The 21,809-nt window shown below is 64.9% G+C and carries 19 protein-coding genes and 1 tRNA gene; 10 read left to right on the plus strand and 10 right to left on the minus strand.

Annotation, left to right across the window (positions count from 1 at the left end; translation table 11 throughout):
- The first annotated feature begins 83 nt into the window (after window positions 1-83).
- From KF688_12225 to KF688_12240, 4 genes are all read left to right on the plus strand, one after another.
- Entirely contained in the window at window positions 84-2,957 is a 2,874-nt protein-coding gene (locus KF688_12225; GenBank protein MBX3426439.1) for a sulfatase-like hydrolase/transferase, read from the plus strand.
- A gap of 443 nt (window positions 2,958-3,400) precedes the next feature.
- A complete protein-coding gene (locus KF688_12230) occupies window positions 3,401-4,426 on the plus strand; it encodes a glycosyltransferase family 4 protein (GenBank protein ID MBX3426440.1) in 1,026 nt (341 codons plus the stop codon).
- A gap of 255 nt (window positions 4,427-4,681) precedes the next feature.
- Complete coding sequence (locus KF688_12235; GenBank protein MBX3426441.1) at window positions 4,682-5,494, plus strand: sulfotransferase domain-containing protein; 813 nt, start codon at window positions 4,682-4,684, stop codon at window positions 5,492-5,494.
- A gap of 81 nt (window positions 5,495-5,575) precedes the next feature.
- Window positions 5,576-6,763, plus strand: coding sequence for a glycosyltransferase (locus KF688_12240; protein MBX3426442.1), 1,188 nt, complete (start codon window positions 5,576-5,578; stop codon window positions 6,761-6,763).
- A gap of 82 nt (window positions 6,764-6,845) precedes the next feature.
- Here the strand turns inward: KF688_12240 and KF688_12245 are convergent, their stop codons facing one another.
- Complete coding sequence (locus KF688_12245) at window positions 6,846-8,078, minus strand: LL-diaminopimelate aminotransferase (GenBank protein ID MBX3426443.1); 1,233 nt, start codon at window positions 8,076-8,078, stop codon at window positions 6,846-6,848.
- A 347-nt stretch (window positions 8,079-8,425) separates the two neighbouring features.
- On the opposite strand from KF688_12245, the gene KF688_12250 reads away from it, so the two are divergent.
- The 3 genes from KF688_12250 to KF688_12260 all read left to right on the plus strand — a co-directional run bounded on the left by KF688_12250 (window position 8,426) and on the right by KF688_12260 (window position 12,799).
- Window positions 8,426-10,537, plus strand: a complete 2,112-nt coding sequence (locus tag KF688_12250) for a hypothetical protein (protein MBX3426444.1) — start codon at window positions 8,426-8,428, stop codon at window positions 10,535-10,537.
- 109 nt (window positions 10,538-10,646) lie between these two features.
- Window positions 10,647-11,765 (plus strand): bifunctional diaminohydroxyphosphoribosylaminopyrimidine deaminase/5-amino-6-(5-phosphoribosylamino)uracil reductase RibD, encoded by a 1,119-nt coding sequence (gene ribD / locus KF688_12255; GenBank protein MBX3426445.1) that lies wholly within the window; start codon window positions 10,647-10,649, stop codon window positions 11,763-11,765.
- 464 nt (window positions 11,766-12,229) lie between these two features.
- A complete protein-coding gene (locus KF688_12260; GenBank protein ID MBX3426446.1) occupies window positions 12,230-12,799 on the plus strand; it encodes a hypothetical protein in 570 nt (189 codons plus the stop codon).
- Window positions 12,800-12,814: 15 nt separating this feature from the next.
- Here the strand turns inward: KF688_12260 and KF688_12265 are convergent, their stop codons facing one another.
- Window positions 12,815-13,969, minus strand: a complete 1,155-nt coding sequence (locus KF688_12265; protein MBX3426447.1) for a hypothetical protein — start codon at window positions 13,967-13,969, stop codon at window positions 12,815-12,817.
- Window positions 13,970-14,101: 132 nt separating this feature from the next.
- Here KF688_12265 and KF688_12270 point away from each other — a divergent pair, with 132 nt between their 5' ends.
- The gene (locus KF688_12270; GenBank protein ID MBX3426448.1) at window positions 14,102-14,755 is read left to right on the plus strand and encodes a VTT domain-containing protein; all 654 of its coding nucleotides are present in this window, start codon (window positions 14,102-14,104) and stop codon (window positions 14,753-14,755) included.
- A 34-nt stretch (window positions 14,756-14,789) separates the two neighbouring features.
- On the opposite strand, the gene KF688_12275 is transcribed toward KF688_12270, so the two are convergent.
- The 3 genes from KF688_12275 to KF688_12285 form a co-directional block, all read right to left on the minus strand.
- Window positions 14,790-15,248: a peroxiredoxin gene (locus tag KF688_12275; GenBank protein MBX3426449.1), complete on the minus strand. Its 459-nt coding sequence runs from the start codon at window positions 15,246-15,248 to the stop codon at window positions 14,790-14,792.
- Between the two features lie 160 nt (window positions 15,249-15,408).
- Window positions 15,409-16,434 (minus strand): methylmalonyl Co-A mutase-associated GTPase MeaB, encoded by a 1,026-nt coding sequence (gene meaB / locus KF688_12280; protein ID MBX3426450.1) that lies wholly within the window; start codon window positions 16,432-16,434, stop codon window positions 15,409-15,411.
- A 56-nt stretch (window positions 16,435-16,490) separates the two neighbouring features.
- On the minus strand, window positions 16,491-16,922 hold the full coding sequence (locus KF688_12285) for a secondary thiamine-phosphate synthase enzyme YjbQ (GenBank protein ID MBX3426451.1): 432 nt from the start codon (window positions 16,920-16,922) through the stop codon (window positions 16,491-16,493).
- Between the two features lie 383 nt (window positions 16,923-17,305).
- Here KF688_12285 and KF688_12290 point away from each other — a divergent pair, with 383 nt between their 5' ends.
- On the plus strand, window positions 17,306-17,536 hold the full coding sequence (locus KF688_12290; GenBank protein MBX3426452.1) for a hypothetical protein: 231 nt from the start codon (window positions 17,306-17,308) through the stop codon (window positions 17,534-17,536).
- A gap of 141 nt (window positions 17,537-17,677) precedes the next feature.
- On the opposite strand, the gene KF688_12295 is transcribed toward KF688_12290, so the two are convergent.
- From KF688_12295 to tmk, 5 genes are all read right to left on the minus strand, one after another.
- Complete coding sequence (locus KF688_12295; protein MBX3426453.1) at window positions 17,678-17,893, minus strand: carbon storage regulator; 216 nt, start codon at window positions 17,891-17,893, stop codon at window positions 17,678-17,680.
- Between the two features lie 179 nt (window positions 17,894-18,072).
- Window positions 18,073-18,378 (minus strand): hypothetical protein, encoded by a 306-nt coding sequence (locus tag KF688_12300; GenBank protein MBX3426454.1) that lies wholly within the window; start codon window positions 18,376-18,378, stop codon window positions 18,073-18,075.
- A gap of 473 nt (window positions 18,379-18,851) precedes the next feature.
- Window positions 18,852-19,490, minus strand: coding sequence for a SpoVG family protein (locus KF688_12305; protein ID MBX3426455.1), 639 nt, complete (start codon window positions 19,488-19,490; stop codon window positions 18,852-18,854).
- Between the two features lie 27 nt (window positions 19,491-19,517).
- The gene (gene ispE / locus KF688_12310; protein ID MBX3426456.1) at window positions 19,518-20,444 is read right to left on the minus strand and encodes a 4-(cytidine 5'-diphospho)-2-C-methyl-D-erythritol kinase; all 927 of its coding nucleotides are present in this window, start codon (window positions 20,442-20,444) and stop codon (window positions 19,518-19,520) included.
- Window positions 20,445-20,885: 441 nt separating this feature from the next.
- Window positions 20,886-21,536, minus strand: coding sequence for a dTMP kinase (gene tmk, locus KF688_12315; GenBank protein ID MBX3426457.1), 651 nt, complete (start codon window positions 21,534-21,536; stop codon window positions 20,886-20,888).
- Between the two features lie 124 nt (window positions 21,537-21,660).
- Here tmk and KF688_12320 point away from each other — a divergent pair.
- Window positions 21,661-21,731 (plus strand) — tRNA-Gly (locus tag KF688_12320).
- Window positions 21,732-21,809: the final 78 nt, after the last annotated feature.

Genomic DNA, 21,809 nt, shown 5'->3' on the forward strand with positions numbered 1-21,809 from the left:
AAGCTGAGTAAACTGTCAGCATGCCCCGTGCAGCGATAGCTGGGGGAGAACAGTCGATCCGCTTTCTCGCTGAACAATCAACGATGCGCAATCACCCGATGATCCGTAACGTGCTCCGCAGTTTGTACGCGGCGTGCGCTCTGAGTTTTGCGGCGCACGCGTGCGCCGCCAGTCGCCCCAACATCGTCGTCCTTTTTGCCGATGATGCAGGGTACGCAGACTTCGGTTTCATGAACCAATTGACGGGGCAGTCGACGGAGTTCAAGACTCCGCATCTGGACGCCTTTGCGCAGCAAAGCGTCCTCTTCTCCAACGCCTATGTGACTTCGTCCGTATGCGCCGCCTCAAGAGCGGGATTGCTGACCGGACGATATCAACAACGATTCGGGGTCGATTACAACATCGCGAACTCGAATAGCCCAAACGACGGCATCCCCGTATCCGAAGTGTTGCTTCCGCAGGCGATGAAGTCGCTAGGGTATACGACAGGAGTCATCGGCAAGTGGCATATCGGAGCTGAAGTTGCGAAACAACCACAGAGTCGCGGCGTGGACGATTTCTACGGCATCTGGGAGGGAGGGACCGACTACTTTTACGATCCAACTCGCACCACGGGACTCGTCAGGCGCGGGACCGCAGCGATCAATTGGGCGTTGGAGGCTTCGTATAACGGTGTGCCCGACGATCCTGTGAGGGGGCGTCACTTCACTGACGCTCTGGGGGACGAAGCGAGTCGCTTTATTGCCGAACACGCAACGGGGGACGATCCGTTCTTTCTCTACGTTCCCTTCACCTCGCCGCATAGCCCGTACGACTTCGCCAAGTCTGACGACTTGGCTCAGTTCGATTCGACCTCGCTGACTGGCTCGCGTAAGAACGCGGCCGCATTGACTTACGCGCTGGATCGCAATGTCGGCAACATTCTCAGCCGACTGAACGATCCCAACGGCGATGGAGAGTTCGGTGACTCGATCGCCGACAACACGATTGTCGTTTTCTTGAACGACAACGGCGGCGCCCCCCCAGGGGCGGCGGGAATGATCCACAACAACGGCCCGCTGCGCGATTACAAGGGATGGGGCTGGGAGGGCGGGATCCGTGTTCCGATGCTCGTCAAAATGCCTGGCGTCGCGGCCGGGACGTCCAATCAAATGGTCAGTTCTCTCGACCTTTTTCCGACCTTTGTCAGCGTCGCGGGGGGGACCCCCTCTGCCGAGCTTGACGGCGTCGACTTGACGGCGCACTTGACCGGCGTTGAATCCGGCTCGCTCCACGATGCACTCTATTGGCGTGGAGGCCAAAATTACTGGGCGATCCGAAAGGGGGAGTTCAAGTTGGTGAAGGGAGCGATCAACGCTTTTCCGCAGCTTTACAAGCTCAACGCCAACGGGTCGGGAGAATCGACGATCGTCAACAATCAGTTTCCGGACAAAGTCAACGAACTCCTGCGGGACTACGTCGATTGGGAGACGACGCTACAGAAATCCCAGCAAACGACGCTTTTCAACTATTTCAACCGATTTGACGCGTTTCGCCATCGAAACAATGGTCCCGCCAACGACAAGTGGCGCGACAGCGGCGTCTGGCAGAACGACGCCAACCCGACGACCAACGTGACTTTGTCGCGTGAAGACTCCTACGCGAACGCCGTCCTTGTCTTTCAAACCCGCGACGACGCTAGCTACGTCTCCGAGAACAACTTCTCGCGTTCTTCCGGGTTGTCGCCGACCAACATCGATGCTGGACATGCCAATCGACCGGGTTTAGCCGAATTCATGCTCAACCGATTGCGGCTGACCGGAAACTTTCAAGGCACGCAGAACCGAGACGGGACCCTTACAGGTTTCCCGATCATGTTTACCAAGAGCCTGAGCGGCGAGGAGCCGCGATTGTCGCTGGAGGCCACGAAGTCGCCCTCGACCGGCTCGAATTCCTTTGCGTTCAACATCAACATGGACGTCGTGTTGCACGCCGATCTCACAATAGACGGCGACAGCGATCTGACGTACCGGCTCAACGGTCAGATCCGCGACTTCTACGCACCGCGATCGCTCGTCAAAAACGGGTCAAGCAAGGCGACCTTAACGGGGTTCAATACTTACTCTGGGGACACGACGATCGTTGCGGGCGAATTGCGGATCGAAGGAGCTAATGCCGCGTTGGCAAATACTGCGAAGGTCACTGTCGGTCCGGCTGGCAAGATCACGCTCGCCAGCGGGCTGGTAAGAACGCCGATCCTCCAAACCGCGACGGCCGAGAGTTTCAAGTTCACCGGCGGCAGGCTGCAAACTAACGCCGTCAACGGGGACCTGGCTATTGAAGGGGGCGTGTTTGAAGTCGGACTGGGCGTTGCCGGAATCGTCGCCACGGGAGACATAACCCTCGCGTCAGGAGCCATTTCGTTCGAACTTGGGGGGACAACTCCGGGGACCGGGTACGACCAACTCGTCGTGGGAGGCGCCGTCGCGCTCGCCGGAGGCATGAACGTAACGCTGGCCAATCTAGGAGGAGGAACGTTTAGCCCGTCGCTGGGCCAGACGTTCAACATCCTTTCGGCGGCCGAAGGCGTGAGCGGGACGTTCTCATCGTATTCGATGCCAAGCCTAGCCCCTGGACGCCATTGGGTGATTCGCTACGCACCCAAGTCGGTCTCGATTCAGGTCGCGGCTGGTTTGACCGGCGATCTGAACAACGACGGCATCGTCAACGGAGCCGACTTGTCGCTTTGGAAGCAGGCATTCCCTACGAATCCTGCCGGGGACGTCAATCTGGACGGAGTCACCGACGGCCTCGATTTTCTTGCTTGGCAGCGCAACGCAGGAAGTCAACTCGTTCCCAGCGCCGTTGTCGTGATTCAAGTTCCGGAGCCGTCGTCCGCTCTCCTCACGTTGCTTTTTGCAGCCGTGGCAGTGTTCGCCAATCGTCGCACGCAGCATTTCGCGTCAATAACCGCATAAACGGATCAAGCCGTGCATTACTGCATTACGGCGATTCGGTGCGACGATGCAGTCTAGAAGTGCGAGGCGCTTGATTCGCGTAGTACAGGATTCTCGCAATCCTCACGAGAGCGTCGAAGCTGTCCCGTACAGTTGCGTCAACCCGCCTCGGCTGATGCGGCAAGGAGTAAGGCTCTCTCTGGGAGGGGCATGGCGATCTAGCCCCCGGCCGAGGGCGTCTCGCGATCATTTCGGAACTCGTTTTGCAATCCGAGCTTGCTGGGAACGGTTCGCACTCGATATGGCGGCGATCACCCCCGTGCAGTTCATCTCGGCTTGTTGCCATTTCACACACAAGAATGTGCCAGAACTCTGACAATACGCAGGAAGTTCGGCGCAAGAACAAGCCGTCGTGCACTCGTCGCGTATTCGTGGCAGGCGCGCTACCGCCCCCCGTTACCGGCATGACGGCGCTTACGGCCAAGGTCGCTGCCGAGCTTGCCGACAAGTGCGAAACCACGCTCGTCAACTGGTCCGCCGGTCGAGACGTACGCGGTCTTCGATGGAAAGTGGTCAGGTGGAGGGGCGTTCTGAGAACGGTCCGCGCTCTCTTGTCCGGCGGCAGGATCAAGGACGCTGATTTCTACTACGCAGTAAGCTCCGGAAGCGGACTGTTCTACGACATGCTGCTAGTCGGCCTCGCAAGAGCGCTTGGGCATCGTCCGGTCTTGCATCACCACGTCTACTACTACATCGATCGCTTCGATTGGCGGGCGAAGCGGCTCTTTCGCATCGCGGGCGGAGGGGCAATACACGTCGTGCATTGTCCGCTCATGGCCGAGGACCTGAGGCGACGCTATCCGGAGTGTCGGCAATGTCTCACCCTGTCTCCTAACGTTGCATGCGAGATCATTCCCTCGAACGCTCCTCGTCTGCCTCGTCCCTTTACGATAGGTTTTCTCAGTAACTTGACCCGTGCCAAAGGTTTGGACGACGTTGTCGAAACGTTTGCCCGACTCGTCGCCGCCGCACCGCAGGCGAGGTTAGTCCTTGCGGGACCGTGCAATACGGCAGATGCGCAAGAACTCGTGGATCTCGCGCTAAAAAGGTGGCCGGACAATGCCGAGTATCGGGGGCCGGTGTACGGCGAAGCCAAGGAAGGGTTCTTTCGCGGCATTGACGCGTTTGTCTATCCGACACGCAGCGATTCCTGGGGTATCGTCGTTTCCGAGGCCCTAGCGTCCGGCGCCCCGGTTGTTGTACGATCGCGAGGGTGTCTGCCCTACATCGTGCAGGGCAAATGCGGGGTTGTCATCGACATTGACGATGACTTCGCAATCGCCGCCGCTGAAATCCTCGCGAGGTGGTCTCGCGAGCCCGATGTCTTTAACGAGGCGGTCGGCGCAGCGCGGCGCCGCAGCACTGAGCTAGATGCGGAAGCGACCAAGGAACTCCAGAGTTTTGCAGCGCGCTTGCAGAATCTCGCGTAAATCGGCCTGTTCGAAGAGTTCGCCATTTGGACGAGTCTACTTGGTTGTGGATACTGGACTGAAGACGTCTGAGGCGAGTTCTGAGCAGCATCCTTTCATAAGCCGCATCGTGTGCGGAACGTGCGGTTTGTCCCGCCGGTAGAGTGTTAACCTGGGTTCAGCCCGAAAGCTGCATGGCCAATGCGACGGAAGCATGCAATTGCCAGCTGGGCGCTTCATCATCGAAGCGGCGTCGTCCGCAAAGGCGCCGCCTTTGTGCTCAAGGCGCCGAGGGCGTTCGCTCGTATTTGTGCAGACGGCGGAAGCTATCGCAGTCGTCCCCCGGCGCTCGCCAACTCTGTCCCTAAGAGCGGCACGCACCTGCTCGACCAGATTCTCGAAGCACTCCCTGGTCGGCGGAACTTCGGAGAGTTTTTGTCGTCGATGACAAGTTCATTTCAGTTTCGTCGCCGCTCGCCGGACGAATCGAGCGCCGCTCTCCGTACAGCCGTTCCAGGCGAATTGGTGCGCGCGCATTTGTTTTTCGATCCTGCAGTCGCTGCGGCGATCGCCGAGACGCGGTACGTCCACTACTTCATCTACCGAGACCCGCGCGACGTGGTGCTCTCCGAGGCGCACTACCTGCGTTCGTTGAATCGGTGGCACCGTTTGCACCCGTTCTTTCGTGATGCGCCCTCCTTGGACGAAGCGATCGCGATCAGCATCCGCGGGTTGCCGGAACATGCCGAGAAGCTTTACTACCCGCCGATCGGCGAGCGCTTCGAGCAGTACGCCGGTTGGATCGGTCGTGACGACGTGTTCGCCGTGAAGTTCGAGGACCTCATCGGACCGCGGCAGCCGGAACTGATTGCCGCGATGGCAGAGTTTTACGTCCGTCGGAGCGAGACCCCCGTGGACGCTAGCGAACTCGCAATGGCGATGCAGGCGAACGTCGATCCCGGGCGATCCCATACTTACCGCAAGGGACGCTCCGGCGGATGGCGCGAGAGGTTCAGCCCGGCCAACTGCGTCCTGTTCGAGGAGCACGCTGGAGCGGTGCTCGCCAAGTACGGATTCGAGCCTTTTTGACCATCCCCGGCGTGTCAGGCTCGTGCAGCCTCCCATCTCGGCATTATTCACAACCCCCTTGGACTAGGATTGCTATTTGCCGTGCGCCTCTTGATCCACGACTACGGCGGGTATCCGTTCCCGATGCAACTCAGTCGCGAACTCGCGGCGCGGGGACACATTGTGCGCCACGTCTACTGCAGTTCGACCGAAACGCCCCGCGGGAATACAGAAAGGGCGACCGCGGGTAGCGGCGAGTTCTCGCTGCAGGCGATTAACCTGGGGGGCGTCATCCCCAAACGCAGCTACCGTAAACGGATCGCCATGGAGCGACGTTACTCCGGGCTGATTTGCGCCGCTTGCGACGAGTTTCGCCCCGACGCCGTGTTGTCGGCCGACACCCCTTCGATTCCGCAACATCGGCTGGTGCGACGTTGCCGGAAGCGAGGCGTTCGCCACGTGTTCTGGGTGCAAGACCTCTTCGGGGTTGCCGCGCACAAACTGCTCAGTCGTCAGGTTCCGGTGGTGGGGGGAATCGTCGGTCGGTACTTTATGCGGCTCGACCGCGAGTCGGCGCGCGGCAGCGACGCCGTGGTTCTGATTACCGAGGACTTTCTGCCGCTGTTTCGCGAGTGGCGGATCCCGGACGAGCGGATGCACGTGATCCACAACTGGTCTGTGCTTGACGAACTGCCGCTCCGGCCGCGCGACAACGCTTGGTCGATTGAGCAAGGGCTTGGAGCCGGCCCGCGCGTGATGTACACCGGCACTCTCGCCATGAAGCATAACCCGGCGCTGCTGTTGGAGTTGGCCAAACTCCTCGACCAGCGCGAGGCGGGCGAGATGATCGTCCTGTCCGTGGGCCAGGGCATCCAATGGCTACGCGAGGCTGCGGCCCGCGAGGGGATCCGCTCGCTGCGGTGCCTTCCCTTCCAACCGTTCGAGCGAATGGCCGACGTCCTCGGCAGCGCGGACGTGCTTGTGGCGATCCTGGAACCCGACGCCGGCGTCTTCAGCGTTCCCTCCAAGGTCCTCAGCTACATGTGCGCCGGTCGGGCGATTCTCGGGGCGATGCCGGCCGACAATTTGGCGGCGCGGTTGATTGTCGAGAACGGCGCGGGGCTGGTGACCGATCCGAGCGATCTGGCTGCGTTCCGCGCGGCGGCGGCGGCATTGCTTGACGACCCCGATTCGTTGCCGGCCCGGGGCGCCAGCGCCCGCCGCTATGCCGAGGAGAATTTCGACATCCTGCGGATCGCCGACCGATTCGAGGCGATTCTGGCGGGATAGAGCGCCAATGACCAAGCGCCAATGATCAAATCCCAATGACCATTTGTCATGGAGAGCTTTGGCGGGGTCCCGGCCGTCCCGTTCAAAACACCGGCCCCAAGCTCTTTAGCCGGGCCTCGGTCTCGGCCATCAGGGCGTCCTCTGCGGCTTCGTCGGGCGCCTCGTACGTGACGCTGAACCGCAGGAAGGCGCCCGCGTCGTCCCACGGGACCGTGCAGATCGACTGCTTCGTGATGAGGTACTGGCTGCACGCCTCGGCGTTCTCGAATTGCGTGCCGTCGGCCAATCCCCGCGGGCTGGGGGTGTAGAGGAAGTACGATCCCCCCGGCATTTCGCACTGGAACCCGCACCGCTGGAGCGCGGCGACCATCTTGGTCATCCGTCGGCGGTACTTTTCGCGGATGCGGCGCGGAATTTCCGGTTCGTCGAGCGCCGCGGTCGCCGCCATTTGGATCGCCCGAAACTGCCCGCTGTCGCAGTTGTCCTTCACGTCGGCGAACGCCCGCACGATCCGCTCGTTGCCGCAGATCCAGCCGATCCGCCAGCCGATCATGTCGAACCCCTTGGACATCGAGTGCATCTCGACCCCCACCTCCTTGGCGCCGGGGACGGCCAGAAAGCTGTTCGGCTCGCGGTCGAACGACAGCAGTCCGTGGGCCGCGTCCTGGACCACGACCACTTGGTTGTCGTGAGCGAACTGGATCGCGCGTTCGTAGAACTCGCGGCTGGCCGTCTTGCCGGTGGGGCTGTTGGGATAGCAGATCACCAGCAGCTTGGCTTTGGCGCGGACGTCGGCCGGGATGCCGTCTAAGTCGGGGAAGAAGTCGTTCTCCTTGAGCAGCGGCAGCTTGTACACGCTCCCCCCGTAGTACGTGGTCAGCGTTCCCGCGACTGGGTAGCCGGGGACGGTCATCAGCGTCACGTCGCCCGGGTTGATGAACGCCGCCGGCAAGATCGCCAGCCCCGATTTCGAACCGATGCAGTGGTTGATCTCGGTCGCCGGGTCGAGCGTCACGCCGTACTCGCGCTGCATGAACCGCGCGACCGCCTGCTTGAACTCCGGCGGACCGTTGTCGGCGTAGCCGCGGTTTTCCGGCTTGCGGATTTCCTCGGCCATCCGGTCCAGCACGATCGGGTCGGCCACGCCGTCGTTTTCGCCGATGCCGAAGTCCAACAACCGCCGCTGGGGATGCTCGGCCAGCGCCTGGCGCTTGGCCCGCTTGATCTTCTCGAACTTGTAGATCGAGGTCCCCTTGCCGTATTGGGCTCCGCCGATGCGGTCGGCGAACAGCGACTGAAAATACGGATCGGACATGGCTGTCAACAATGCATGCGGGAAGGAGAAAACCAGCGGGCCCGTCAGGGTACCCCAAGCGTCAGTCGCCCAAAAGGGGCGACTGGGCGTCGCGTGCCCGAGGCCGCTGGTTCGTCTGGTGCGGGGCGCCATGGCCGCAGTGCGAAGCGCCGCGGTCTGGCGAATTCCCGCAGGAAACAAGCTTGTTCGCGTCGGCCGCCCTCCGTTCGCGTGCCGCCCCGGCGGGCTCTGTTGAACATCCCCCTCGTTCCGACAGTTCGCCTCCCGGGTCGTGCCATTCAGCCGGCTGTGATACGATCTTGGTTTGGTTTCGCCCTTTGTTTACTAGCTGCGCTAGGATGCCCGTCATGAGCGTCGACCCCTACGCCCCGTGCCCGTGCGGCAGCGGCAAGAAGCTGAAATTTTGCTGCTCGGACTTGGTTCACGAGATCGAGAAGATCGACAAGCTCATCCACGCCGATCAGCCGCGGGCGGCGCTGGCGCGGTGCGAGCAACTCTTGACCAAGGAGCCGAACCGGGCGTCGCTCCTCGATCTGGCGGCGATGCTCAAGTTGTCGCTCGAAGACGTCGACGGAGCCGCCGCGATCGTGCAGACGTTTCTGGCCGCGCACCCCGACAGCCCCACGGCCCACGCCCAAGCGGCGCTTGTGGCGACGGCGCGCGAGGATGCGGCCACGGCCGTCGGCGAACTGCAGAGTGCGTTCGAACATTGCGGCAACGACCTGCCGCAGCGGGTGTTCGAGGCGATCGGCGCCGTCGGGCACGCGCTCTTGCTGGCTGGCGATCTCGTCGCGGCTCGAGCTCACCTGCTGATGTACGCCGGACTGGCGCCGAACGACGACAACGAAGCCGTCGAATTGCTGCTTCGGCTGAACCTGCAATCAGGCTTGCCGCTGTTGTTGCGTGAGCCGCTGACGCTCGTCAAAAAGCTCGCCGATCCGCCGAAGCCGATCGCGGCCGACTTCGCCGCAGCGATGGAACTTGCCCAACGCGGCCGATGGCGGCAAGCCGCGGCGGCGTTCGAGACGTTGCGGGACCAGATCGGTTCGCTGCCGGCGGTCGTTTACAACCTGGCTCTCTGTCGCGGGTGGAGCGGCGACAAAGAGGGGTTCGTCGATGCACTGCATGACTACGCGGCGCTCGACGTGCCGTACGACGACGCCGTCGAGGCTGAAGCCCTCGCCCAATTGGTGCTGCCGCGCGAGGACGCGGCGCTCATCGAGACGCTGTGCCTGTCCTATCATGTTGAGGACGCCGACGTTGCCGCCGAGCGGTTGCTGGCGGACAAACGGGTCGAGATCTACCCCGTAGATCCGGAAACGTTCAAGAGCGACGAAGACACGCCCCCCCGCGAAACCTACATCCTTCTCGATCGTCCCGTCGCGACCGCCGGCGTCGACATCGAACTGGGGCAGATTCCCAACGTGCTGGCGTTTCTGTCGTTGTACGGCAAGCGGACCGATCGTCCCGCTCAGCTCAAGGTCACCACCGACGACGATCAGCTGTTCACCGTCGTCACGGGACTGGTGACGGAGATCGTCGGCGACGCGCTCGGTTCGATCGACTCGCGCGAAACCCTGGCTGAGAAGTCGGCGAGCGAGGAAGCGCTCAGTTGGCGATGGCGGCTGCCGGACGACACGCCCTCGAAGCACCGGCGACAACTCCTCGCCGAACGTCGGCGACGGGCGATTCTCGACGATTGGACCTCGGCGCCCTTGGGGAATCTGGGCGACCTGTCGCCCGAGGCGGCCGCCAGCCAGCCGGAGTTGCAGGTCCGGCTGGCCGCCGCGGTGCTTATCATCGAGCAGGCCTCGGCCGACCCGGCCGAGCGCTCTCTGTTCGACGAACTGCGTAGCCGACTCGGCCTGCCCGCCGCAGAGCCGATCGATCCCGCGACAATTGATTGGCAAGCTCTCCCCATGGTCCGCGTGCCGCGGTTGGAACTTGCCGCACTGGACGCGGAGTCGCTCAGCGGCCTGCTCGATCGCTGCACGCTGGCCGGGGCGCCGATCGCCACGCTGGCGGTGGCCACGGAACTCGCTGGGCGCGATGAACCGCTTGCCGTTCGCCGGCGGGCTTTCCAGCAACTCGTGCGCAAGGTTTCGCACCCCGACGCCGCGATCCCGTGGATCGAGCAGGCCAAAACGCTCGCCGCGAGCGAAGGAGCGAAGCTCGGCGAATGGTTGCTGATGGAGCTGCAGGTCCACATGGAACGGGGCGATTTCGACGGGATTCAAGCCGCGCTGCGGGCGATCGGCGACCGTGAGGCCGCCGAGCCCGAAGCGGCTCAAGCTGCGTATCGCATCCTCTATCAATCAGGTTTGATCGCCCCGCCGGGCGAACGCACCGACGTGGCCGAAGCGCCCCTTCCGGTCGCCAGCGGTTCGAAGCTATGGACCCCCGACGGCGACGCTCCCGCCCCCGCCGGACCGGCCAAATCGGCGATCTGGACCCCGTAGCCCGCAGCCGCTCGGACCGGACGAATGAACCGCCTGAACGGAATTGATTGAAACGGGAACTCGTCGACCGTCAGGTGCGAGCTCTCTGCGTTCCTCCGCGGCCTGTTCGATGGCAATCAGTGACGAAGATCGCCAGTTCCTCGCTCGGGCATTCGAGCTAGCGCGCCGCGGGGAGGGGTTCGTCGAGCCGAACCCGCTGGTCGGCTGCGTTGTGATCCAGGGCGGTCAAGTCGTGGGCGAAGGTTGGCATCGCCGGTTCGGCGGGCCGCATGCCGAGATCGAGGCCCTCGCGGCTGCCGGGGACGCCGCCCGCGGGGCGACCGCGTGCGTCTCGCTGGAACCGTGTTGCCACCAAGGAAAGACCCCCCCGTGCGTCGGGGCCTTGCTCGCCGCCCGAGTGGCGCGGGTCGTCGTCGGGGCGGAAGACCCCAACCCCGTCGTCTCGGGCAAAGGAATTGCCGCGTTGCGGGCCGCGGGAATCGCCGTCGATCTTGCCGACGACTGCGACGAGGCTGCGGCGCTTGTCGCTCCTTTTCGCAAGCTGATCACGACCGGCCGGCCCTGGGTGATCGCCAAGTGGGCGATGACGCTCGACGGCAAAATCGCCGCGATCGACGGTTCGAGCCAGTGGATCACCGGCCCCGAAGCGCGGGCTGCGGTTCACGCCCTTCGCGGTCGCGTCGACGCGATTGTGGTCGGTCGGGGCACCGTCGAGCGGGACGACCCCCTGCTGACGGCTCGGCCTGCTGGTGCGCGGACGGCGACGAGGATCGTGCTCGACGCCGGGGCGAATTTGCCGCTCACGAGCAAACTTGCCCGCACTGCGGGCGAGGCCCCGGTGCTCGTCGCCGCGGCGAGCGACGCCCCGGCCGAACGGGTCGCGGCGCTCCGCTCTCGAGGAATCGAGGTGCTGCTGCTGCCGGGAGCGGATCAGGGCGCCCGGCTCGAGACGCTCCTAAACGAGCTAGGTCGCCGGCAGACGACCAACGTGCTGGTCGAGGGGGGAAGCGCAGTGCTCGGCAGCCTGCTCGCCTGCGGGGCGATCGACGAGGTCTTCGCCTTCGTTGCCCCGAAGCTGCTGGGAGGGGCCGCCGCCCCCGGCCCGGTCGGCGGTCCGGGGCTGGCGACCATCGCCCACGCGGTCCCGCTCAAACGGCTTCAGCTAAGCCGCCTTGGCCCCGACCTCCTTCTCCGGGGCCACGTCGCCCCTGGTGTGTGCGCCCGCTAGCCGGCGGCGCACACGCCGCCGGAGAACCGCGGACAAGCCCTGCCCTGCCCTCCTCGCCCCAGGCTCGGGTACGAACGCCGACGACGGTCTCGGTGCTTGCGACAAGGCTCCAGCGGCTTCGTCGCGTCCCCCCGCTCGGCGCCAATTTCAGCCTGACGATTCGTCGTTTGGCCAGCCCGCGCCGCTAGCATTTCCGCTCCATTTTTGGCGGACATTGCGGGTCGTAGCGATCGTGCCCGTGGCAATTTCGCAACTCTTTTCAGCGGAGGTCCAAAACCGTTTTCAGCCGCCCCGGCCGTTGATAGAGTGCGAGGAAAGGGGACGTTCGCCCTGCTCGCCCGTGGGCGCCGCAACGGGCGACTCCTCGACTGTTCGTCGACTATCGAAGGGTTGCGTTTCTCCCCGTCGCCGGGCTCGCTGCAGGCTTGCTCGACGACCGTACGCAATGTGTTGGTTCGCTTGCCATGATGTTCTCCCCCTCGCCCAAACCCGATGACGTCGACAGCCTGCTGCTCAACGCGCAGCTTCGCGACGCGCTGGAACCGTTGTTCGACGAGTCGATCGGTCGTGTCAATGCCGAGGTCATGTCGACCGGCGATGAAAACGAGTTCCTGCAGTCGATGCTCGAGTGGGAACGGGCGCCGATCTTGCCGATCTGCGAGTGGTTCACCCCCAAGCTCGATCTGCCGCATCCCGACGATCTCAGCGACGACGTCCTCCGCGTGAAGCTCGCCCAGGTGATCGACCGACTGTTCGAGCGCCGGATCGTGCTGGACTTCACCGATCATCTCAGCGATCGGCAACTCTACTGCCTCGTCTTTCGCGACATCCTCCCCGCGCACGAGAAGATGATCGACCGCCGCAGCAACTACCTCCACTGGGATTGCGCCAACGTCGACGGCGATCCCGAGTTGTGGTTGCGGTACTACGCGACCGAGGACGAGCGCGCGGCGTGGGCCGAGGACAACGACGGCTATTTGCCGCAGATCGAGGACCCGCCGTTCCCGCGCGACCTGCCGCGGGCGCCGCTGTAGCAAGGGCGGTCCGGCTCAGTCGGCCAGTCCGCGGACCCGTTCGATCAGTTCGCCGAACGGAGAGGTCTCGACGCCGGTGAACGGGTCGAAGATCGACTCGCGCGCGGCGGCCGCTTGCTGGAGCGTCGCGGCAAGCGCTTCGACTCCGTCGCGCAGTTCCTTCGGTGCGGCGACCCGCGCGCGTTCCGCCGGCGTCAACGCATCGTAGTACAGCCGCACGAACTCGTATTGCTGGGCGAGGCGTTCCAGTTCGCTCGTGATCCGCGCGGCCGTGGCCAGCGAGAGTCGCTCGTCGGCGATCACGATTGCGGCGTTCACCTCGCGGAGCCCGGCGTGGTAGCCGTCGATTCGAGCTCGCAGTTCGGCGAGATTGACTGCCACCTCCGCCGGGGGCGCGGGCGGCGTCGGCGAAGCTGCGGACAGGTGACGCACCACGATCGCCCGAGCGGCAGGTTTCTCAGTCGCCGCTCCGTCGGCCGGAGCCGCCAGCGTGGGGATCGGTCCGCCGATTGCAACGTGCGGCCGCGGCTCCTCGAGCACGTCCCATTGCGGCGTCTCGGGTTGCCAATCCGCAGGGTTCAGGTCCTCGGGCGGCGAAATGCTCGCGATGATCGATGGCGCCGTCGGCTTGTCGCCGGACGAAGCTTCGTTCCGGCGAGGAATCGCGGCAACCGACTCAACGGCTGAGGGGGCGGCAGGCGCCGGAATCGTGGGCTTCTTGACGAGGCGAGCCGCAGGAACGGGTGCAGGTTCTTGCTGCGGCGACGGTTCGGAGGGAACCTCCGGCGGCGACGCGACCTCGGCGACCGCCGGAGCCGTCTCGGCTCCGAATCGCGGCGTCGTCGGCAGTTTCTGCGACGAGCCGGGCATCGACAAGACGATCGCTTGATCCAACCACGCGGCCAGCGCCTGCTGATCGGCGGCGCTCCGGGGCGATTGCCGATAGGCCTCGACCGTCGTTTCGAGCGCCGAAATGCGACTCTCGTACGCGGTCTGATCGTGGCGATACGCCAGCTCGAATTGCAGCCGCGCGTCGGCTTCAAGCGCTCGGAGATCGGCCTTCGGCCATTGCGCCTGACGGTCCGCGGCGACGAACCCGCCGATGATCGCCACGGCGACAAACGAACTGACGACGGCGATGATCCGTTCGCCGGTGGAAGATTTTCGCATGGTGCGCTGCTTGGATGGAGGAGCAAGAATCGACCCCGGGCCGGTCGGCCGCGCGCCGGTCGCTCGGAGGCCGCTTAAAACCTAGAATGGCCCAGCCCCAAGTCAAAAACGCTCCCCCCTTCGCGCGTCGTCATGAACCGCACGCTTGCCAAGCCCTTGCTGATCGTCGCGGTCGTGCTGGTTGTGCCGCTGGCGGTCCTGGCGGTGCAGGGGGAGTCGTTCGCGCCGACGCTGGCCCGGTGGCAGGAGGACCCGCCGTCCCCCGGGACGCTTGCGGTGCTGGTCGTCGCCTTGCTGGCCAGCGACGTGGTCCTGCCCGTCCCCTCGGGGCCCGTCAGCACGCTGGCCGGCGCCAAATTGGGGATCCCCCTCGGCGCCGCAGCGTCATGCCTGGGAATGACCGCCGGGGCCGCCGTCGCGTTCGCCCTGGCTCGCCGCTGGGGCCGGCCGCTGGCCGAGCGGCTCTCGGCCCCCGAGCGGCTCGCCGAACTCGACGACGCGTGGAGTCGCCACGGAGCCTGGCTTTTGGCGGCGACCCGCCCTTTGCCCGTGCTCGCCGAGGCGGGGGCGCTGCTGGCTGGGGCGATGAGTATGTCCTGGGCCGCCTTCTTGCCGCCGGTGTTTGTCGTGAACGGCGTCCTGGGGATCGTTTACGCCGCCCTGGGCGACTTTGCCCGCCAGCGGGAGTGGCTCCCCCTGGCGGTGGCCGTCGCCGCGGCCGTCCCTTTCGTGCTCCTGGCGGTCGTCCGTCCGCGCCGCACGCCCCAGCGCGGGCCGCAAGATTGAGAGCATCGCAAGCCAAGCGCAGGCACTCCCGCGGTCACGCTGGCTCCAGCGCCGCCAGCGATTGCCGGACGTGTTCGTCGGAGGCGAACAGGGCCGAGAACATGTGTCGGATCACCCCCTCGCGATCGATGACGAACGTCACGCGCCCCGGCAGGATTCCCAGCGCCTTGCGGGCGCCGTACAGCTTCTGCAACCGCCCGTCGCGATCGCTGACCAAGTGAAACGGCAGCCGATGCCGGGCGGCGAACGAGCGGTGCGAGTCGTCGCTGTCGCCGCTCACGCCGATCACTTCGGCCCCCGCCTCGGCGAACGTCTCGAACGAGTCGCGGAACGAGCACGCCTCTTGCGTACACACGGTCGTGCCGTTCTTGGGGTAGAAAAACAGCACCACCGCTCGCTGGCCGCGGAAATCGCTCAATCGCAGTTCCACGCCCGCGGATGTCGTAACAGCAAAATCGGGAGCGACGTCGCCAACGTGAAGTTTCGCGGTCATGGTTCGTTCACCTTGATCAGATCGTCGATCGATCAGCGGAGTTGCGGCGAGTCGCGTGCTTCGCGGGTCCACGACGGCCCGACTTGAACGATGCAGTGACGTCTGCATGCGGTGGTCTGGGAATTCCGTGAACATCCATGCTGCCGAGATTGCTCAGTCGTCAGCCGCCCGCTGTCGCTCCGAACGCCGCCAACAGGCGGTCGGCGGCGATCTCGGCGGGGAGAACGCCCGCGACGACCTGGGCTTCCAATTCCTGTCGCAGCGCCTTCACCCTCGGGTGGTCCTCGAACGCCGAGTGCAACCGTTCAGACACAATCCCGCGCAACCAGTGCAAATTCTGACGCTGTCGACGCTGGTCGAGTTCGCCGCTAGCCCGGCGGCGAGAGACGCACGACTGGACCGCCTCCCATACGTCGCCGATCCGTTGGCCCTCGCGGGCGCTGCAGGTCAGCACCGCCGGCTGGTCGTTGCGGGGGCGTCCGCTGATCGATTCGACCGCGCCGCGATACTGTCGGGCCGCGACCTCAGCCGCGGGCTTCATCGGCCCGTCGGCCTTGTTGACGGCGATCACGTCGACCAGTTCCAAGAGTCCGCGCTTGATCGCTTGCAGCTCGTCCCCCGCCGTGGGGAGCATCAGCGCGAGAAAGCAATCGGTCATCTCGGCGACCATCGTCTCCGATTGACCGACTCCCACCGTCTCGACCAGCACGACGTCGAACCCGGCGGCTTCGCATACCAGCAGGCTTTCGCGGGTCTTGCGGGCGACGCCCCCCAGCGTGCCGGCGCTGGGAGAGGGCCGGATGTACGCGGCGGTCGCTGCGGAGAGGGCGCCCATCCGCGTCTTGTCTCCCAGGATGCTCCCCCCGGTGACGGTGCTCGACGGGTCGACTGCCAGGACGGCAACGCGGCGATTGGCCGCGACGAGATGCTGCCCCAGAACGTCGATGAAGGTGCTTTTGCCGACGCCAGGGACTCCCGAGATGCCCACCCGGACCGAACCCCCCGTCGCCGGCAGCAACTCGGCGAGCACCTGCTGGGCTAGGACGCGATGCTCCGGCAGGCTCGATTCGACGAGCGTGAGCGTGCGGGCCAAGGCGCCGATCGATCCGGCGCGAACCCCTTGCACGTAGTCGGCGACGGTCATCTCCCGACGCCGAGCGCCGCCGGGCAGGGAAGGGGAGGGCATGGGCGATTCAGACTGCTGGGGGCGACGCTGCGCACACGAGGCGAGACCTCCCCAATTTACCCTTCCTCAGGCTCGCCCCACAGGGTCGCCACGACCCGCCGTCGGCCTCCCCGGACGCGGTGCTCGCACAGATAGATCCCCTGCCAGGTCCCGAGCAGCAACTGGCCAGCCCCGACGGGGATCGACAGCGAACAGCCCAAGAGGGCTGACTTGACGTGGGCCGGCATGTCGTCGGGTCCCTCGCACGTGTGCCGGTAGGGGAAGTCCTCGGGCGCCAGGGCCGCAAACGAGGATTCCAGATCGGCCGGGACGTCCGGATCGGCGTTTTCGTTGATCGAGAGACTGGCCGAGGTGTGCTGCAGAAACAGGTGGAGGACGCCGACCTTGAGGTTTCGCAGCTCTGGCAGGCCTGCCAGTATCTCGCGGGTAACGAGGTGGAACCCCCTCGCAGCGGGGGAAAGTTCAATTGTCCGTTGCAGCCAGAACATGGACGTATGTCCTGCCGAGACGATCGGCGTGGGGCCCGGTTGCGGGTTTCTGGGGGACCTAGTCTTCCCAGAACCTACATATTCACACAACTCGCGACAGGGCTTGGTATTATGGCGAAAGGTCAAGGGGAAAAAGCTTGACTAACGAAACTTGGTGGCAATAATCCGTTGATCGACTTTGTGCGCCGCAGCGCGAGGGGATTCTCGCTCCCGCGGCGCGTCCCACCGGATTACGCCTGATCGTGCTTGGGTCGGCCTGGGTTTCGAGTGTCGACCAGCACGTTTTGTCCTCGCGGCTCGCCTGAACGGCGTTGGATTTCCGCAGGACGCATCATCCCGTTCCCAGTCGCTCGGCGGCGACTCAGCCAAGGATAAGTGCATCCATGCCCGATCCCAAGCTCAAAAACGTGTTTGAAGCCATCTTGAAGTATGGCCACGACGAGGACTTCGCCCCTAAGGCGGGCGAAGACTTCAAGGCGACCCAGGCTCCGGCCGGCTCGCGTGAGAAGCTCGAAGTGCTTGCCGACCGCGTGCGCTCGGGCCAGCCGTTGTGGCACGAGGACGATCGCTGCGATTACAGCGGTCTGACCGGCGCCGTGCGGCCACGCGATTGAACCGGTTGCACCTTCGCCGCGTCAGAGCGGCGCGCTCCACGCGACATTACGAGTCACACAATGGCCCGCCGCAGCGGCTCGCTGCGGCGGGCCATTTCTTTTGCTTTGCACACTGCGCCCGAACGCTCGGGGCGGCGGTTCTTATGCCGAGCGCGCGAGGGTGAGCGGCTGGTCGCCCACGGGCGGAGCGGCTTCGGCAGCCGCGGCATGCGGCTCCAATTCGTCGCGGAGGACCAGCATGTCTTTCGGGGCTTCGATCCCCAGCCGGACCTTGTCGCCGGCGACGCGGACCACGGTGATGACGATCGAGTCGCCCAGCCGAATTCGCTGGGCTTCTTTTCGGGACAAAACAAGCATGGGGGAAACCTCCGTGTCGCCCGCGGCGGGGTGGTATGAACGTGCGTATACTATAGCCGATCGCGGGGCGGCGGCAAGCGCCGAATCGGCAGTAGTGAACAAAAATACAGAAAAATCGAGGCCGCGACGCTGCCGGGCGTCCGTTCGCGTCGCTTGTCACGGGGGACGAAGCGTTCCGGCTAGGCGGCGCAGTTCAGGCAGGATTCCAAGGCGGGGGGCTCCAACAGGCGGGTCCGCAGCAAGCGTTGCCCGTCGGCGCCGTAAAACAGGATCGTGTTGCCGTCCGCTTCCCAGATCGCCGTCAGTCGCACCGCACGCGGGCCATGCAGGCTGAAGTACAGCCCGCATGGTCGGCCGGAGCGGGTCAACACCCGTTGATCAAGCGGGCATTGGCGGGGATCAAGGGATTCAAAACGGCTGAGGGTCTCGGCGATAAAGGTGCGAATTTCTTCGGGATTGGCGAGTCGAACGGTGCTTTCAAGCATGACCTTCGCGTGAGGCGGCGGTGTGATGGCGGGAATCGGGTCGCCGTGAGGGATCTGGCGGGGCGTTGACGGCGAGTTTTCCGACAGCGCGATTTAGGCGATTTGGCGACAGTGTACTCTATCGGTAGGATGTGCGAGCTAGCTCCAGGCGCGACGCGCACATTTCTTCACGAAGGGTGCAGGTGCGCGCACCTGCGCGAGCGATGACGCCCTAGAAACGGATGAGCGGCTTGAAAACAAGCGATTCGTTTCCTCGCCGGGGATTCGTTGTGTTGCAATCACGGCCGTGGCGCATGGGGTGAAGAGGCCAAAGGCAACGACGGCAAACGTTCTCTGCCGATCGATGCCGGCAACGCCGCTGCGCTCCTCGCGCAAACGAGAGCAATCCTGCCGCAATGGCGAGCGGACGGATGTCAGCGCAGGCCTTAATCGCCGGCGCTTAGTCAGCTAGAAATTGTCGAGCTGACAAAGCGTTAGGACCGGTCGTCGGGAAAGATTCCTGCGCCGAAGCCTTCGTTGATGTTGCCGAAGCCCTGCGAGAGATGGGGCGCCGGCGCCGGGGCCGGGCGCGACACGGGCGTTTCAGCCGGGCCACCGCCACGCGGGGCGTGCGGGCCGCGACGATCGTGGGCTGCGTCGGTTCGTTTCTCCGCCGACCGGTCCGCTTCGCGGGGCGGACGACGGGCCTCGCCGTAATCGATGTCGAAGTCGTCGTACCGCGAGACGTAGCCCGGCTCTTTCGCCCGGATCAACTCGGTCTCGTACTCGCGAATGACATGTTCCTGGATCATCTCGCGACATGCCGAATTGATCGGGTGGGCGATGTCGGCGTAGAGCTTTGCGCGGCCGTCGGCGTCGGTCGGCATGTGTTCGAGCGACAACTGCCGTCCGCACTGGCTGCAGTACGGGGCGCGGAGATGATTCTTCGCGTGACAACTGGGGCAGTGTGCCGTCAGTTTGCGGCTCGGCATGGCGACGAAGGGTCCGCTCGAGCCCTCGATGATCTTCAGATCGCGGACCACAAAGCAGTTGTCGAACGTGATCGAGCAAAACGCCTTGAGACGCTCCCCGGGTTCATCCATCAGTTTGATGCGAACTTCGGTGACTTGCACGGCGAATCTCCTTGCCTGGCGGCGGGCCTAGGGGCACGTCGCTGTTGCGTAAACCGTCCCGAGGCGCTGACCGCGGAAACATGCCGCGATCCGGTGCGCGTGGTTTGCCGAGCGGCAGATGGCGAAGTATGCGGACCCACTGCCGGTCATGGCATGGGCGAGGACGTCGAGTCGGGCCGCCGCAGCGGCGATCGCGGCGACGGCGGTACAGAGCCCCTCGGCCGCCGCTTGCAACCGATTGACGACGAGCGTACGGAATCGCGACCAAGCGCCGGCGCGCCAAGCAGCGGCCAAACGGTCGGCGGAGGAGCCGGAACGGCGGTCGGCGTGTTCCGGGGCGCTGCCGCGCGCCAGGCCGAGGGCGGCGTACGCGGCCGGGGTCGAGACCCCTTGCGGAGGTTTGACGATAACAACCGGCAAGCGGGGGAGCGCCGCGAGCGGTTCGACGATCTCGCCGCGACCCCGGCAGCAGGCAGGCCCGCCGGCGAGAAAGAACGGGACGTCGCTTCCCAGTTCAGCCGCCAGTCCTGCCAGCCGCGGTCGGTCGTAGCCAAGCCCCCAGGCGGCGTTGGCCAGCACAAGGGCGGCAGCGGCGTCGCTGCTGCCCCCTCCGAGACCCGCAGCCATGGGGATCGACTTTCGCAGGAGGAAGCGGCCCTGCGGCTCGATCCCCGCGGCATCGGCGAGCCGTCGCACGGCTCGGCAGGCGAGATTATCGTCCCCTGCCGGAGCGAGCGGGGCGTCGCGCCGCCAGGGGAGGGCGGCGAACGAGAACGGTTCGCCGGTTCCGAGGGATCCCGGGGAGTATTCGAGCCGATCGTAGAGGGCGACCGGCGTCATGACGGATTCCAGTTCATGGAACCCATCGAACCGACGGCCGAGAATGTCGAGGCAGAGGTTCAGCTTGGCTGGCGCCAAGACGCTGCATGCTGAACCGTTCCTGCGGGCGAACATGTTGGACGCCTTCGTTCGAGCGGTCGCGCGATCCACGAAAGGGATCTGTGCGCAGCGACCTGCGTCAGGTGGTGTATTCGCGTTGTTCCCCTCGACGAAGCCCGGCAACCACTCGTCGGAATGGCAGACACGCCAGCGAATGGCCGCATGCACAAGTCACGTACTTGCCGGATTGCGCCGCCCCAGATCGCAACTCGGTTCGCGGAAGGATTTTAGCGCGTTTGAAAAAACTGGTCAACATGAGCCTTGACTCGATCGCTCCGGATTTGTAACCCGAGCGACGGGTCGTCGGAATCGCGCAAATGCGGTCGATCATGGCGAAAGACTCCATTTGCGATGATCCGAGGAATTCCGCATGCGGGTCATCCCCCCGGGGCGGGGGGCCGCAAGCCTTGCGCAACTTGGCAACGCGAGTGCCGAACTTGCGGCACCGGAGGAGCGTCAGCCGGGAGGCGTGCGGTTGGCGGCGGCCTGCTGCTTGCCCGCGTCGAGCAGCGACGTAGCGACGGCGATCACCTCGCGCTGGACCTCGTCGGCCGAGCGGGCGGCGTCAATGACATGAACCGCAGGGCCCATTCGCCGGGCCTCGGCGAGAAAACCGGCCCGGAGACGCTCGCGGAATTCTTCGCCGCGCCGCTCCATACGATCGAGCGAACGGTCCAAGCGGGCGTGCGCCGCCGCGGGGTCCATGTCGAGCAGGAAGGTGCAATCGGGGGTCGTTCCGGCGGTGGCGATCCCTCCGATCGAGCGGATTTGCTCCACATCCACTCCCCCGGCGTGGCCTTGATAGACGATATTGGCGAGCAGGAATCGATCGCACACGACGACCCGCCCTGCGGCTTGGGCCGGCGCAATGACCTCGGCCACCAACTGGGCCCGCGCGGCCATGTAGAGGAGCATTTCGGTCCGAGGGGCGATCGGCTCGTCGTCGCCGCTGGCGAGCAAGATCTCGCGGATTCTCTCCCCCACGGGCGTGCTGCCCGGGTCGCGGCAGACGACCGGTTCGACCCCGCGGCCGGCGAGCCACTCGCAGAACCGCCGCAACTGGGTCGACTTGCCGACGCCGTCGATGCCATCGAAGGAGAAGAACACGGGGCGAGCCTCGCAACAGGGCGGGAAATGCGCGGATTCGTTGTACAGGATGCGCCAGCGACCGGCGAGGGGCGTGCCGCTTGCGGCTGGGCATCCGCGGTTGGTAAACTGGGTCTCGCGCCGTGCGGGTGTAGTTCAATGGCAGAACGAAAGCTTCCCAAGCTTTAGGCGAGGGTTCGATTCCCTTCACCCGCTTTTGCTTTTCTTCGCCCCGAGCGTCGGCTGGGTTTGCCGTCGTCGATTGACGACGGAGGCGTTTCCCCTTGGGGGGGG

This window comes from Pirellulales bacterium (genome assembly GCA_019636345.1).
Lineage (GTDB): Bacteria > Planctomycetota > Planctomycetia > Pirellulales > Lacipirellulaceae.

Coding starts and splice junctions, on each gene's coding strand:
- KF688_12225 (MBX3426439.1), top strand. CDS start 84: ATGCGCAATCACCCGATGATCCGTAACGTGCTCCGCAGTTTGTACGCG.
- KF688_12230 (MBX3426440.1), top strand. CDS start 3,401: ATGACGGCGCTTACGGCCAAGGTCGCTGCCGAGCTTGCCGACAAGTGC.
- KF688_12245 (MBX3426443.1), bottom strand. CDS start 8,078: ATGTCCGATCCGTATTTTCAGTCGCTGTTCGCCGACCGCATCGGCGGA.
- KF688_12250 (MBX3426444.1), top strand. CDS start 8,426: ATGAGCGTCGACCCCTACGCCCCGTGCCCGTGCGGCAGCGGCAAGAAG.
- ribD (MBX3426445.1), top strand. CDS start 10,647: ATGGCAATCAGTGACGAAGATCGCCAGTTCCTCGCTCGGGCATTCGAG.
- KF688_12260 (MBX3426446.1), top strand. CDS start 12,230: ATGATGTTCTCCCCCTCGCCCAAACCCGATGACGTCGACAGCCTGCTG.
- KF688_12265 (MBX3426447.1), bottom strand. CDS start 13,969: ATGCGAAAATCTTCCACCGGCGAACGGATCATCGCCGTCGTCAGTTCG.
- KF688_12270 (MBX3426448.1), top strand. CDS start 14,102: ATGAACCGCACGCTTGCCAAGCCCTTGCTGATCGTCGCGGTCGTGCTG.
- KF688_12275 (MBX3426449.1), bottom strand. CDS start 15,248: ATGACCGCGAAACTTCACGTTGGCGACGTCGCTCCCGATTTTGCTGTT.
- meaB (MBX3426450.1), bottom strand. CDS start 16,434: ATGCCCTCCCCTTCCCTGCCCGGCGGCGCTCGGCGTCGGGAGATGACC.
- KF688_12285 (MBX3426451.1), bottom strand. CDS start 16,922: ATGTTCTGGCTGCAACGGACAATTGAACTTTCCCCCGCTGCGAGGGGG.
- KF688_12290 (MBX3426452.1), top strand. CDS start 17,306: ATGCCCGATCCCAAGCTCAAAAACGTGTTTGAAGCCATCTTGAAGTAT.
- KF688_12295 (MBX3426453.1), bottom strand. CDS start 17,893: ATGCTTGTTTTGTCCCGAAAAGAAGCCCAGCGAATTCGGCTGGGCGAC.
- KF688_12300 (MBX3426454.1), bottom strand. CDS start 18,378: ATGCTTGAAAGCACCGTTCGACTCGCCAATCCCGAAGAAATTCGCACC.
- ispE (MBX3426456.1), bottom strand. CDS start 20,444: ATGTTCGCCCGCAGGAACGGTTCAGCATGCAGCGTCTTGGCGCCAGCC.